The sequence below is a fragment of the Seohaeicola zhoushanensis genome (genome assembly GCF_014656415.1).
In the GTDB taxonomy this organism is placed as follows: domain Bacteria; phylum Pseudomonadota; class Alphaproteobacteria; order Rhodobacterales; family Rhodobacteraceae; genus Seohaeicola_A; species Seohaeicola_A zhoushanensis.
Map to the genome: position 1 here is coordinate 134,156 of NZ_BNCJ01000008.1, position 11,915 is coordinate 146,070.

At 65.3% G+C, this 11,915-nt stretch carries 13 protein-coding genes; 8 read left to right on the forward strand and 5 right to left on the reverse strand.

Annotation, left to right across the window (positions count from 1 at the left end):
- Nucleotides 1-8 precede the first annotated feature (8 nt).
- On the forward strand, nucleotides 9-1,130 hold the full coding sequence (locus IE266_RS14855) for an FAD-dependent monooxygenase (RefSeq protein WP_189680880.1): 1,122 nt from the start codon (nucleotides 9-11) through the stop codon (nucleotides 1,128-1,130).
- Here the strand turns inward: IE266_RS14855 and IE266_RS14860 are convergent.
- Nucleotides 1,111-1,569, reverse strand: coding sequence for an Lrp/AsnC family transcriptional regulator (locus IE266_RS14860; RefSeq protein WP_189680881.1), 459 nt, complete (start codon nucleotides 1,567-1,569; stop codon nucleotides 1,111-1,113). The genes IE266_RS14855 and IE266_RS14860 overlap by 20 nt on opposite strands.
- 115 nt (nucleotides 1,570-1,684) lie before the next feature.
- Here IE266_RS14860 and IE266_RS14865 point away from each other — a divergent pair, with 115 nt between their 5' ends.
- The 3 genes from IE266_RS14865 to IE266_RS14875 all read left to right on the forward strand — a co-directional run bounded on the left by IE266_RS14865 (nucleotide 1,685) and on the right by IE266_RS14875 (nucleotide 4,638).
- The gene (locus tag IE266_RS14865) at nucleotides 1,685-1,891 is read left to right on the forward strand and encodes a DUF6356 family protein (RefSeq protein ID WP_189680882.1); all 207 of its coding nucleotides are present in this window, start codon (nucleotides 1,685-1,687) and stop codon (nucleotides 1,889-1,891) included.
- Entirely contained in the window at nucleotides 1,892-2,686 is a 795-nt protein-coding gene (locus tag IE266_RS14870; RefSeq protein ID WP_189680883.1) for a class II glutamine amidotransferase, read from the forward strand.
- Between the two features lie 128 nt (nucleotides 2,687-2,814).
- On the forward strand, nucleotides 2,815-4,638 hold the full coding sequence (locus tag IE266_RS14875; protein ID WP_189680884.1) for a calcium-binding protein: 1,824 nt from the start codon (nucleotides 2,815-2,817) through the stop codon (nucleotides 4,636-4,638).
- Nucleotides 4,639-4,709: 71 nt separating this feature from the next.
- Here the strand turns inward: IE266_RS14875 and IE266_RS14880 are convergent, their stop codons facing one another.
- Nucleotides 4,710-5,924, reverse strand: coding sequence for an NADP-dependent isocitrate dehydrogenase (locus IE266_RS14880; protein WP_189680885.1), 1,215 nt, complete (start codon nucleotides 5,922-5,924; stop codon nucleotides 4,710-4,712).
- A gap of 257 nt (nucleotides 5,925-6,181) precedes the next feature.
- Between IE266_RS14880 and IE266_RS14885 the strand changes: the two genes are divergently transcribed.
- On the forward strand, nucleotides 6,182-7,090 hold the full coding sequence (locus IE266_RS14885) for a collagen-binding domain-containing protein (RefSeq protein ID WP_189680941.1): 909 nt from the start codon (nucleotides 6,182-6,184) through the stop codon (nucleotides 7,088-7,090).
- A gap of 57 nt (nucleotides 7,091-7,147) precedes the next feature.
- On the opposite strand, the gene IE266_RS14890 is transcribed toward IE266_RS14885, so the two are convergent.
- From IE266_RS14890 to IE266_RS14900, 3 genes are read right to left on the reverse strand one after another with little or no spacing between them, the layout of a single operon-like run.
- Nucleotides 7,148-7,735: an HD domain-containing protein gene (locus tag IE266_RS14890; protein WP_189680886.1), complete on the reverse strand. Its 588-nt coding sequence runs from the start codon at nucleotides 7,733-7,735 to the stop codon at nucleotides 7,148-7,150.
- On the reverse strand, nucleotides 7,725-7,967 hold the full coding sequence (locus IE266_RS14895) for a hypothetical protein (protein ID WP_189680887.1): 243 nt from the start codon (nucleotides 7,965-7,967) through the stop codon (nucleotides 7,725-7,727). Before IE266_RS14895 ends, IE266_RS14890 begins: the two co-directional genes overlap by 11 nt.
- Before the next feature lie 2 nt (nucleotides 7,968-7,969).
- Complete coding sequence (locus tag IE266_RS14900) at nucleotides 7,970-8,623, reverse strand: alpha/beta hydrolase (protein WP_189680888.1); 654 nt, start codon at nucleotides 8,621-8,623, stop codon at nucleotides 7,970-7,972.
- A 188-nt stretch (nucleotides 8,624-8,811) separates the two neighbouring features.
- On the opposite strand from IE266_RS14900, the gene iscR reads away from it, so the two are divergent.
- Genes iscR through sufB form a run of 3 tightly spaced genes read left to right on the forward strand, consistent with a single transcriptional unit; the run spans nucleotide 8,812 to nucleotide 11,899 of the window.
- Nucleotides 8,812-9,270, forward strand: a complete 459-nt coding sequence (iscR, locus tag IE266_RS14905; protein ID WP_189680889.1) for a Fe-S cluster assembly transcriptional regulator IscR — start codon at nucleotides 8,812-8,814, stop codon at nucleotides 9,268-9,270.
- Between the two features lie 46 nt (nucleotides 9,271-9,316).
- Nucleotides 9,317-10,360 carry a cysteine desulfurase family protein gene (locus IE266_RS14910; protein WP_189680942.1) on the forward strand — a complete coding sequence of 348 codons (1,044 nt, stop codon included), beginning with the start codon at nucleotides 9,317-9,319 and terminating at the stop codon, nucleotides 10,358-10,360.
- Between the two features lie 15 nt (nucleotides 10,361-10,375).
- Nucleotides 10,376-11,899 carry a Fe-S cluster assembly protein SufB gene (gene sufB, locus IE266_RS14915; protein ID WP_189680890.1) on the forward strand — a complete coding sequence of 508 codons (1,524 nt, stop codon included), beginning with the start codon at nucleotides 10,376-10,378 and terminating at the stop codon, nucleotides 11,897-11,899.
- Nucleotides 11,900-11,915 lie beyond the last annotated feature (16 nt).

Genomic DNA, 11,915 nt, shown 5'->3' on the forward strand with positions numbered 1-11,915 from the left:
GCGTGGGCATGTCGGGACAGCAGATAACCGTTCTGGGCGCCGGGATCGGCGGGCTGGCCGCCGCGGTGGCGATGGCGCAGCGCGGGGTGCAGGTGCACGTGATCGAGCAGGCGCCCGAGCTGGCCGAGGTGGGCGCGGGGCTGCAGATCAGCCCGAACGGCAAGGTGGTGCTCGACCGGCTGGGCGTCTCGCTGGAGGGCGCCGTGCGCTCGGAGGGGACCGAGCTGCGCGACGGGGCCACGGGGCGGCTGGTGCTGCATCTGCCGCCGCCCGGGGCCGGGCCGACCTGGTATGTGCACCGGGCCGATCTGCTGGCGCGACTCGCCGCGCGGGCGCGCGAGTTGGGGGTTGCGATCGAGCTTGGCCGTCAGGCAGTTTCACTGGATGCCGAGGGCGGCCGGGTGGTCTTCTCCGACGGTTCGGTCGAATCTGCACAGATTTTGATCGGTGCCGACGGGGTGCGCGGTGTCGCGCGATCAGCCGTCAACGGTGCCGGCAAGCCCGAGTTCACCGGGCAGGTGGCCTGGCGCGCGCTGGTGCCGGGGCAGGGCGAGCCGGCGAAGGCTCGGCTCTTCATGGGGCCGGATCAGCACGTGGTGCTTTACCCGCTGCGGGGCGGCGCGTTGCTGAACATCGTCGCGGTCGAGGAGCGGCGCGACTGGACCGAGGAGAGCTGGCGGCGCCAGGGCGACCCGGACGCGCTGCGGCGGCGGTTCATCGGCTTTGGCGGGCCGGTGCGGGCGGCGCTGGAGCGGGTCGAGGTGGCGCATCTCTGGGCGCTGCACCTCCACCCGGTGGCGACGCGCTGGCAGCGGGGCCGCACCGCGCTGCTGGGCGATGCGGCGCATCCAACGTTGCCGTTCCTGGCGCAGGGCGCCTGCCTGGCGCTGGAGGACGCCTGGGTATTGGCCGGTTGCATCGCCGGGGGGCGGGGGCTCGAGAGCTACGAGGCGCTGCGCAAGGCGCGGGCCACACGGGTGGTCGCGGCGGCCGGCAAGAACGCCTGGCGGTTCCACCTGCGCAGCCCGCTGCGGCAGGTGGCGCAGACCGTGCTGCGCCTCGGGGGTACCCGGCTGGCACCCGATTTCGGCTGGGTGCATGGCCATGACGTCACAGCGGAAGTTCCGTAGTCTCCTTGATCTCTTCCATCACGAAGCTGGAGGAGACATCCGACATCTCGACCTTGCGGATCAGCTCGCGGTAGAGCCGGTCATAGCCCGCCACATCGGCGACGCGGGCGCGGATGAGGTAGTCGAGTTCGCCGCTCATCCGGTAGGCGCCGAGGATCTCGGGCATGGCGCGGGTGGCCTTGGCGAATTTCTCAAGCCAGTCCGGTTCGTGGCGGCTGGTGCGCACCAGGATGAAGACGGTCAATCCCAAGCCGAGCGCCGCCGGGTCGAGCAGGGTGACGCGGGCGCGGATCACGCCGGCCTCTTCCAGCGCCTTGATCCGGCGCCAGCAGGCATTGCGAGACAGGCCGACGCGGCTGCCAAGCTCGTCGAGCGGCAACGAGGCATCCTTTTGCAAAAGGGCGAGGATGCGGCGGTCTATGTCATCAATCGTCTTCATAAATGTCACTATCGTGGGATATCGTCACGGGATCAATTCGTTTCAGTTGAAGTTTGGGAAAAGCTCCCAATGATCGCAGGTTAATGTGCCGTCCATCTCGTTACAGGAGCGCCGCATGATCACCCGTGTCTTTCTCGACCATCCCCGCAGCGTGGATGAAAGCTATGTCGAACACGCCCGCTTTGCCGGCGGTTTCGCGCTGCGCCTGTTCGGCGCGGCCTGCGCGGCGGCCGTTCACGCGGTGATCCCCTGCCTCTTCGAGAAGACTGCGAGCACGATGATCGCGCAGATGTATCAGCGCACCCACAACCGGGGAAAGTGAATGTGCCGTTGGGCCGCCTGGATCGGCAAGCCGATCTTTCTTGAGGAAATCATCAGCCGGCCCGGCCATTCGCTGATCGTCCAGAGCCATCAGGCCGAACGCTGCCCCAGCGCGGTGAACGCCGACGGCTTTGGCGTCGCCTGGTATGACCACCGCCCCGAGCCGGGGCTCTACCGCGATGTCTACCCGGCCTGGTCGGACCCGAACCTTGCCGCCGTGGCGCGGCAGGTGCGCTCTCCGCTGTTCCTGGCCCATGTGCGCGCCTCGACCGGTTCGGCGATCTCGCGAAACAACTGCCATCCCTTCGCGGTCGGCCGCTGGAGCTTCATGCACAACGGCCAGGTCGGCGGCTTCGACGCCTTCCGCAAGCAGGCCGACATGGGGATCGACGACGCGCTCTACCCGATGCGCAAGGGCGCGACCGACAGCGAGGCGATCTTCCTGCACGCGGTCGGCATGGGGCTGGACCGCGAGCCCGTCGGCGCGATGCGCCGCGCCGCCGCCCATATGCAGCGCCTGTCCGAGGCCAGGGGCACCGCGCCACACCTGCGGCTCTCGGCGGCCTGGTCCGACGGGCAGAGCCTCTGGGCGGTGCGCTATGCCTCGGACGCGGCAGCGCCGACGCTCTATTACCGCCACTGCGCCGAGCGCGGCGGCTTCATGGTGGTGTCCGAGCCGCTGGAAAGCGATGCCAGCGGCTGGACCGAGGTGGAGATGGGCACCGTCTGCCGTTTCACGGCCGACAGCGTCGTGGCCGAGCCTTTCGGCCTTCTCGCGGCGGAACGCGCGGCCTGAGGCCGGGTGTGGGCAATTTGCACCTTTCGGATTCAACCTGTGGGTGCGCCGGCTGCCCGTGTTGACAGCTGCGCGGCGCGTCATTGAAATGCCTGCAAAGCAAATAACCAAAATTGATGAGGCGCATTATGCAATTGCAGAAAACGGGATCCGAAATAATCATTGAATCCGCCGGAATTGGACCTGGCGCGACCGATCCGGATATTACGGTCCTTTCCAACGGACAACTTGTCGTCACCTGGACCGAGGTGCTGGGGCAGCCGACTGACGAATTCGACGATGTCGACAGCGCTGTCTTCGCCCGGGTCCTCACCGCCGAGGGGGTGCCGGTCAGCGACATCTTCCAGGTCAACCAGTTCAGCCCCTATGTGCAGGATCGCCCCCAGGTCGTCGCGATGTCCTCCGGTGGATTCGCCATCGGGTACACCTCGACTTTGTCGCCGGGAAGCGGACCAGCGGATGCCGATTCGATTATCCGCTTTTTCCTGGATGATGGCACGCCGTCGGGCAGTTTCGCTCTGGATGTGAATCCAGATACCGGCGGACTTGATCCGACGGCTTTCGACCAGGAACTGCTGCGCGATATCGTCAGCCTTTCGGGGAACCGGTTCGCGGTGATCCTGGAAGAGCCCATGGTCAATACCACCGATGGTTACCAGGCCATCGTCTATGACTCGGCGGGAACACCCGGCGCGTATCTGGGTGGTCCCGTCGATGCGATGGTCCAGCTTGCAAATGGCAATATCATCCGTGCGGGAGCGCAGTTGGGTGCCGCAGCCGGTGAGCGGATCTTGCTGACGCTCAGCAACTCGCTGTTCCGTGTTCCGATCGGGTTCGAGGGAATCTACGAGCCGCTCGACTTCTATATCGATGCCGGGAACGGCCGGGTCAAATCCGATGCGATCGAACTGGCGGCACTGGCCGGGGGCGGGGTCGCACTGGCCTATGTCGAGGAGTTCGACAACGCGCCCTCCACCCTGAACGTCTCGATCCTGTCCGATTACGCGGCCTTCGCGGGTGCGGCGGTTCCAGTCTCGTTCAGCGTCCGGTTCGATAGTACCGATGGCGAATTCGACATGATCGGCCTTTCGGGTGGCGGCTTTGCCATCGCGATGACAGCACCGGACAACGGCGGCCTGACCAAGGGCGTGGACCTGCTGCTGTTCGATGCCGACGGCAGCCTGCAATCGCGCCTCCAGGCCAGCACGTCGGACATTGGCGATCAGGGCCATCCCTCGCTGACCGAACTGGACGGGGGCGCCATCGCCCTAGTCTATACCGACAGTTCGGGCGACCATAATACATTGCGCCTGGTTGAATTCGAGGTGACCGGCGCATCGGGCAAGTTCACCGGGACCGCCGGTGACGATGTTCTGGGCGGGGTCGGCGGCAACGACCGGATCTTCGGCCTGGCCGGCAATGACGAGATCAAGGGACGCGGTGGCGATGACCGGCTGTTCGGCGGCGATGGCGACGACACGCTGGATGGTGGGAATGGCAATGACGCGCTGCGCAGCGGGAACGGCGCTGACACGCTGATCGGTGGCGCCGGCAACGATGGTCTGGGCGGCGGTGCCGGCGACGACCGGCTGTTGGGGGGCGATGGCCGCGACGTGCTGGGCGGTGCTGCGGGCAATGACCGGCTGTTCGGTCAGAAGGGCAATGATGTCCTGAAGGGCGGGCTGGGCAACGACGTCATGACCGGCGGCCCAGGGAAAGACACCTTCGTCTTTGTCTACGACCGCACCGGCGATGACCACATCACCGATTTCAACGCCGGTCAGGACGTGCTGCAGATCGACCTGCGCGGCGAGGAGACCAGTGTCGTCGACGTCAGCATCGTCGACGTCAGCATCGTCGGTTCCGACACGCTGGTGAGCTTCGGTGGAGCCTCGGTCACGCTCGACGGGGTGCAGCTCAGCGAAAGCGATATCGTCTTTAGCTATCTCTGAGGCGCGCTGACACGAAAATGGAAACGGGGGCCCGAAGGCCCCCGTTTCTTTTCATGCGATCTGGCGGCGGATCAGCCGGCCAGCGCCTTGTTCAGGTTCTCGTCGACCTTCTCGAGATAGCCCATGGTGGTGAGCCACTTCTGTTCCGGGCCGACCAGCAGCGCGAGGTCCTTGGTCATGTCACCGGCTTCGACGGTCTCGACCACGACGCGCTCCAGCGTGGTGGCGAAGTTCATCAGCGCGTCGTTGCCGTCGAGCTTGGCGCGGTGCTTGAGGCCGCCGGTCCAGGCATAGATCGAGGCCACCGAGTTGGTCGAGGTCTGCTCGCCCTTCTGGTGCTGGCGGTAGTGCCGGGTGACGGTGCCGTGGGCCGCTTCGGCCTCGACGATCTTTCCATCGGGCGTCATCAGCACCGAGGTCATCAGGCCGAGCGAGCCGAAGCCCTGGGCCACGGTATCCGACTGCACGTCGCCGTCGTAGTTCTTGCAGGCCCAGACATAGCCACCCGACCACTTGAGCGCCGAGGCGACCATGTCGTCGATCAGGCGGTGTTCATAGGTGATGCCGGCCTTCTTGAACTGCTCTTCGAACTCTTCCTCGTAGACCTTCTGGAACAGGTCCTTGAAGCGGCCGTCATAGGCCTTGAGGATGGTGTTCTTGGTCGAGAGATACACCGGCCAGCCCTTGAGCAGGCCGTAGTTCATCGACGAACGGGCAAAGTCGATGATCGACTGGTCGAGGTTGTACATCGCCATGGTGACACCGGCACCGGGGGCGTTGAACACTTCCTTCTCGATCACTTCGCCGTCTTCGCCGACGAACTTGATCGTCAGCTTGCCCTTGCCGGGGAAGCGGAAGTCGGTGGCGCGATACTGGTCGCCGAAGGCGTGACGGCCGACGACGATGGGTTGGGTCCAGCCCGGCACCAGGCGCGGCACGTTCTTGCAGATGATCGGTTCGCGGAAGATCACGCCGCCGAGGATGTTGCGGATGGTGCCGTTGGGCGAACGCCACATCTCCTTGAGGCCGAATTCCTCGACCCGCTGCTCGTCGGGGGTGATGGTCGCGCATTTGACGCCGACGCCGTACTGCTTGATCGCATTGGCCGCATCGACCGTGATCTGGTCGTTGGTCTCGTCGCGGGCCATGATGCCGAGATCATAGTATTTCAGGTCGATGTCGAGGTAGGGCAGAATGAGCTTCTGCTTGATGAAGTCCCAGATGATCCGGGTCATCTCGTCGCCGTCGAGTTCAACGACCGGGTTAGCCACCTTGATCTTGGTCATGCGTGCGAAACCTTTCCGTTTTGTTTGAGTCGGGATTGCCGCGTCTCTAGCGCAGAACGCTCGGGCGGGAAAGGTGGTATACCTTCGTATACCGCTTTGTCGCAGGTTGGCCGCGTTGCCAAGTACGAAACGATCAATTGTTGGTGGCGAAGATTGTTTACCTGGCGCCTGGGGACGCGCGCCGTGACGCCACGGCAGGCGTGCGACGCGCGCGGCGGGTGGTACGGAGCGCGCAGTAAGACCAGAGGACGATTCCCATGTTCAAGAAGACTTTGCTGGCCGCGGCTGTTGCCCTGGCGCCTTTCGGCGCGGCGCAGGCAGCAACGCTGGATGCGGTATCGCTGCTGCAGCAGTTCGGCCTGATCACCACCGGCAATGTGACCGTCGGTGCGCTCAAGGTGCATGGCCGCGCGCTGATCGGCGGCAGCCTGACCGGCAATTTCGCCGAGGTGAACAACGGGAATATCGACGCCAAGGTCGCCTCGGATTTTGACGAGCTGGTTCTGGGTAGCGCGACCTCGGGCACCAAGGTGCGGGTCAACAACAACGGCAGCGCCAGCTACAACGGCGCTCCGAGCGAGCTTTATGCCAAGGTGAAGTCAACGCCCGCGATTGCGCCGGAGAACTACGCGGCGATCCTTGACGCCTTCGCCGCCGATCTGGGCGCGATGAGCGCCACGGCGAGCGCGACCAAGGTGGGTGGCAACGGGCTGAGCTTCAACGCATCCTCCACCGGAGGCGTGACCGTCTACGACATGACCGCCGCCGATTTCCAGAACCGCGACATCTCGCTGGCGCTGAACGGGGCCGATCTTGTGGTCATCAACGTGAGCGGGACCGGCACGTTCAACGTGCTGAGCAACTTCAACTTCGACGCGACGCTGGCCAAGAACGTGATCTGGAACCTTTCGGGCTTCAGCTCGGTCAATCTCCAGCGCTCGGTCAAGGGACAGGTGCTGGCCGGCGGCATGGCGGTCAACTTCAATTCCGATATCGAGGGAACGCTCTACGCCGGGACGGTGCAGGCAGGCGCGCAGCTGCATATCCAGACCCTGGATTACGAGGTGCCGCCGCCGGTTTCGCAGGTTCCGGTTCCGGCGACCTTACCGCTGCTGCTGGCCGGTGCGGGTGCGTTTGCTGTGCTGCGCCGGCGCCGCCGCGCCTGAGCCGTTCGCAGAACAACGGAAAGGGCGGCCTCGGCCGCCCTTTTGTTTGTCTGGCCGTCAGCTGTCGGTGCGGGCGAAGAAGGCGGCGATCTGCGGGCGCAGCCAGTCCCAGAGCGTCGGGGCGCCGCGGGTGATCGGGGTGCCGACGCGGGCGTCCATCTGTTCCAGCGTCACGCTGTATTCCGCCCAGGTGCCGCCGCCGCTGGCGAGGTTGGCAATCGGCGTCTGCAGCCGGTCGATGGCCTTGGCATAGCGGGCGTCGGGCGTCTCGGCGGCTTCGAACTCGTCCCAGAGGGCGCGGAACTCGGCCGCCTGGCTGGGTGGCAGCAGGCCGAAAAGGCGGTCGGCGGCGGCGGCTTCCTTGGCGGCCATCGCGGCGTGGTCGACCTTGCCGTGGATCGGCGCGTCGCCGGCGTCGATCTCGACGATGTCATGCAGCAGCAGCATCCGCAGCACGCGGTCGACCCGGACGCCTTCGGGGGCGTGTTCGGCCAGCACGAAGGCGTATAGCATCACGTGCCAGCTGTGCTCGGCCGAGTTCTCGTGGCGTGAACCGTCGATCAGGCGCGAGGCGCGCAGAACCGATTTCAGGCGGTCGGCCTCGGCCAGGAAGGCGATCTGCGCCTCGATATGGTCAGTCGGCACGGGTGGCCGGCCCCGGCTGCGCCGCCGCGGCCAGCTGTGCGCGCAGGAACTTCTGCGCGCCGATCGCCGCGAGGCGGACGCGCATCTCGGTCAGGAAGGCCTCTTCCAGCGTCTGCGAGGAGGCGCCGAGCACCTTGCCGACCTCGACGTAGAGCCGGTCGTTGCCGGTCAGCTCCATCGCCTTCATGCAGTCGTCCGCCAGTTCGGTGGCGAGTTTCTCGGTCGTGCCCATGCTCAGCGCGTCGTCTCGGTCAGGCGCTTCTTCACGTAGTCGGTCACGCTGGTGATCAGCGTGTCCATGTGCTTGTCCTGGAAGAAGTGGTCGGCGCCGGGCACTTCCTGGTGGGTGATCGTGATGCCCTTCTGCTCGTGCAGCTTGGCGACCAGCGCGGCGGTATCGGCGGGCGGTGCGACGCGGTCCGAAGTGCCGTTGATCACCAGGCCCGAGGAGGGGCAGGGCGCCAGGAAGGAGAAGTCGTACATATTGGCCGGCGGCGAGACCGAGATGAAGCCGGTGATCTCGGGGCGGCGCATCAGCAGCTGCATCCCGATCCAGGCCCCGAAGGAGAAGCCGGCGACCCAGCAGTGCTTCGAGTTGTTGTTCATCGACTGCAGGTAGTCGAGCGCCGAGGCGGCGTCGGAGAGTTCGCCGATGCCCTGGTCGTATTCGCCCTGGGACCGCCCGACGCCGCGGAAATTAAACCGCAGCACCGTGAAGCCCATGTTGTAGAAGGCATAGTGCAGGTTGTAGACGACCTTGTTGTTCATCGTCCCGCCGAATTGCGGATGCGGATGCAGCACGATGGCGATCGGCGCGTCCTTTTCCTTTTGCGGGTGATAGCGGCCTTCGAGGCGGCCTTCGGGTCCGGGAAAGATGACCTCGGGCATGTGCAGTTGGGTCCTGTCTGTTTCTTCCAGAGGCGGAGCCGATATTCTTGACGATATCGCTCGGTCACCTTAGAACGGTTCTAATAGATGAGTTGCGCCCGCGGGCGCGAACGTGTCAGGGGCACATACGCATTGGGCGGCGAAACGTCAATGTTTTCGCATTGAACGCCGTGATTTCGGGGGTCTGGATGAAGCTTTCTACCAAGGGACGCTATGCGATGGTGGCTCTGGCGGACATCGCGCTGCAACCGGAGAGTGCATTGGTGACGCTTGCCGATATCGCGCAGCGCCAGAAGATCTCGTTGCCCTATCTCGAACAGCTCTTCGTCAAGCTGCGCCGGGCCGAGCTGGTGACCTCGGTGCGCGGGCCGGGCGGCGGCTATCGGCTGGGCCGGCCGGCCAAGGACATCCGCATCGCCGACGTGTTGGCGGCGGTGGACGAGACGGTGGATGCGATGCACAAGGGGGCCGGCGCCTCGGGCGGGTCTTCGGGCAGCCGGGCGCAGTCGCTGACCAACCGGCTGTGGGAGAGCCTGAGCGCCAACGTCTATGTTTTCCTGCACCAGACCAGCCTGGCCGATGTGATCGGCAACCAGCTGGCGCCCTGTCCGGCGGTGCCGGGGCTGTTTGCGGTGGTGGACGAATAGGCCCGCCGGGCCTGCCGTCCTGTTCGAACTGAAGGAAAAGATGACTCTGATGCGTGTCTATCTCGACCATAACGCGACCGCCCCGCTGCGCCCCGAGGCGCGGGCGGCGATGATCGCGGCGATGGACGTGGTGGGCAACCCATCGAGCGTTCATGCCGAGGGGCGTGCCGCCAAGGCGCTTGTCGAGCGCGCGCGCGCGCAGGTCGCCTCGGCCTTCGGCGCCGACGGGGCCGACGTGATTTTCACCTCGGGCGCGACCGAGGCGGCGGCTCTGGCCTGTGCCGGGCGTGGGCTGCTGGGCGCGGCGATCGAGCATGACGCGGTGGGAGCCTGGGTCAGCGACGACCTGCCGGTCGACGCCGGCGGGCTGGTGCAGGTGGCGGACCCGGCGCGCTCGGTGCTGCAGATGGCCAATTCCGAGACCGGCGTGGTGCAGGCGCTGCCCGAGGGGCTGGCCGTGACCGATGCGACGCAGGCCTTCGGCAAGCTGCCGGTCGCCTTCAACTGGTGCGGCGCGCAGATGGCGCTGATTTCGGCGCACAAGCTGGGCGGGCCGAAGGGGATCGGCGCACTGGTGGTGCGGCGCGGCACCGAGATCGCGGCGCAGCTGCGCGGCGGCGGGCAGGAGATGGGCCGGCGTGCCGGGACCGAGAACATCATCGGCATCGCGGGCTTTGGCGCGGCCGCCGAGGCGGCGGTGCGCGAGCTGGCCAGCGGCGTCTGGGATGACGTCGCGAAACTTAGAAATATTCTAGAAAACAGTCTTGAGGCTGCCGGAAATAAGACTATTTTTGTCGGGAAAGATTCGCCGCGTCTGCCCAACACCTCGTGCATCGTCACGCCGGGCTGGAAGGGTGAGACCCAGGTGATGCAGATGGACCTGGCTGGTTTTGCGATCAGCGCGGGCTCCGCCTGTTCCAGCGGAAAAGTAAGGGCTTCGCGCGTTTTGCGTGCCATGGGCTTTGACGAGGGTGCTGCGGCAAGCGCGATACGCGTGTCGCTGGGGACTCAGACAACGGAAGAGCAGGTGCTGCGGTTCGCAGAGGCCTGGCTCGCCAAGGAAAAGAAACATCGCGCGCGCGCCGCGTGAGGTCAGGAGACGGATATGGCCGCATTGGACCAGACCCAGGTTAAGGAAGGCGTCGATCAGGAGACGGTCGACGCGGTGCGCGAGGTGGGCGGCGCCTATAAATACGGCTGGAACACCGAGATCGAGACGGATTACGCGCCCAAGGGCCTGACCGAGGACATCGTGCGGCTGATCTCGTCGAAGAACGAGGAACCGCAGTGGATGACCGACTGGCGGCTCGAGGCCTATGCCCGCTGGCTGACCAAGGAAGAGCCGAAGTGGGCGATGGTCGATTATCCGGAAATCGACTTCCAGGACCAGTATTACTATGCCCGGCCCAAGAGCATGGCGGAAAAGCCCAAGTCGCTCGACGAGGTCGACCCCAAGCTGCTGGCGACCTATGAAAAGCTCGGCATCCCGCTGAAGGAGCAGATGATCCTCGCCGGGGTGGAAGGTGCGGAATCGCTGCCGGCCGAGGGCCGCAAGGTCGCGGTCGACGCGGTCTTCGACTCGGTTTCGGTGGGCACCACCTTCCAGGCCGAGCTGAAGAAGGCCGGCGTCATCTTCTGCTCGATCTCCGAGGCGATCCGCGAGCATCCCGAGCTGGTGAGGAAATACCTCGGCTCGGTGGTTCCGGTCTCGGACAACTTCTATGCGACGCTGAACTCTGCCGTCTTCTCGGACGGGTCCTTCGTCTATGTCCCGCCGGGCGTCCGCTGCCCGATGGAGCTGTCGACCTATTTCCGCATCAACGCCGAGAACACCGGCCAGTTCGAGCGGACGCTGATCATTGCCGACAAAGGCTCTTACGTGAGCTACCTCGAAGGCTGCACCGCGCCCAAGCGCGACAAGGCGCAGCTGCACGCGGCGGTGGTTGAGATCATCGTCGAGGAAGACGCCGAGGTGAAATACTCGACCGTCCAGAACTGGTATCCGGGCGACGAGAACGGCAAGGGCGGCATCTACAACTTCGTCACCAAGCGCGCCGATTGCCGGGGCGACCGGGCCAAGGTGATGTGGACCCAGGTGGAAACCGGTTCGGCCGTGACCTGGAAGTATCCCTCCTGCATCCTGCGCGGCGACGACAGCCAGGGCGAGTTCTACTCCATCGCCATCGCCAACAACTACCAGCAGGCCGATACCGGCACCAAGATGATCCACCTCGGCAAGAACACCAAGAGCCGGATCGTGTCGAAGGGGATCAGCGCGGGCCACGCGCAGAACACCTATCGCGGGCTGGTCTCGATGCACCCGAAGGCCAAGAACTCGCGCAACTACACCCAGTGCGACAGCCTGCTGATCGGCGATCAGTGCGGCGCGCATACGGTTCCCTATATCGAGGTCAAGAACAACTCGTCCCGCGTCGAACACGAGGCGACCACCTCGAAGGTGGACGAGGACCAGCTGTTCTACTGCCGCTCGCGCGGGATGGACGAGGAAGAGGCGGTGGCGCTGGTCGTCAACGGTTTCTGCAAGGACGTGCTGCAGGCGCTGCCGATGGAATTTGCCATGGAGGCGCAGCAGCTGGTGGCGATCTCGCTGGAAGGGTCGGTGGGCTGAGCCCCCTTTGGAGTTG

What these genes read in the sequence shown, in the direction of transcription:
- IE266_RS14855 (WP_189680880.1), top strand. Translation starts at nt 9, where the DNA reads ATGTCGGGACAGCAGATAACCGTTCTGGGCGCCGGGATCGGCGGGCTG.
- IE266_RS14860 (WP_189680881.1), bottom strand. Translation starts at nt 1,569, where the DNA reads ATGAAGACGATTGATGACATAGACCGCCGCATCCTCGCCCTTTTGCAA.
- IE266_RS14865 (WP_189680882.1), top strand. Translation starts at nt 1,685, where the DNA reads ATGATCACCCGTGTCTTTCTCGACCATCCCCGCAGCGTGGATGAAAGC.
- IE266_RS14870 (WP_189680883.1), top strand. Translation starts at nt 1,892, where the DNA reads ATGTGCCGTTGGGCCGCCTGGATCGGCAAGCCGATCTTTCTTGAGGAA.
- IE266_RS14875 (WP_189680884.1), top strand. Translation starts at nt 2,815, where the DNA reads ATGCAATTGCAGAAAACGGGATCCGAAATAATCATTGAATCCGCCGGA.
- IE266_RS14880 (WP_189680885.1), bottom strand. Translation starts at nt 5,924, where the DNA reads ATGACCAAGATCAAGGTGGCTAACCCGGTCGTTGAACTCGACGGCGAC.
- IE266_RS14885 (WP_189680941.1), top strand. Translation starts at nt 6,182, where the DNA reads ATGTTCAAGAAGACTTTGCTGGCCGCGGCTGTTGCCCTGGCGCCTTTC.
- IE266_RS14895 (WP_189680887.1), bottom strand. Translation starts at nt 7,967, where the DNA reads ATGGGCACGACCGAGAAACTCGCCACCGAACTGGCGGACGACTGCATG.
- IE266_RS14900 (WP_189680888.1), bottom strand. Translation starts at nt 8,623, where the DNA reads ATGCCCGAGGTCATCTTTCCCGGACCCGAAGGCCGCCTCGAAGGCCGC.
- iscR (WP_189680889.1), top strand. Translation starts at nt 8,812, where the DNA reads ATGAAGCTTTCTACCAAGGGACGCTATGCGATGGTGGCTCTGGCGGAC.
- sufB (WP_189680890.1), top strand. Translation starts at nt 10,376, where the DNA reads ATGGCCGCATTGGACCAGACCCAGGTTAAGGAAGGCGTCGATCAGGAG.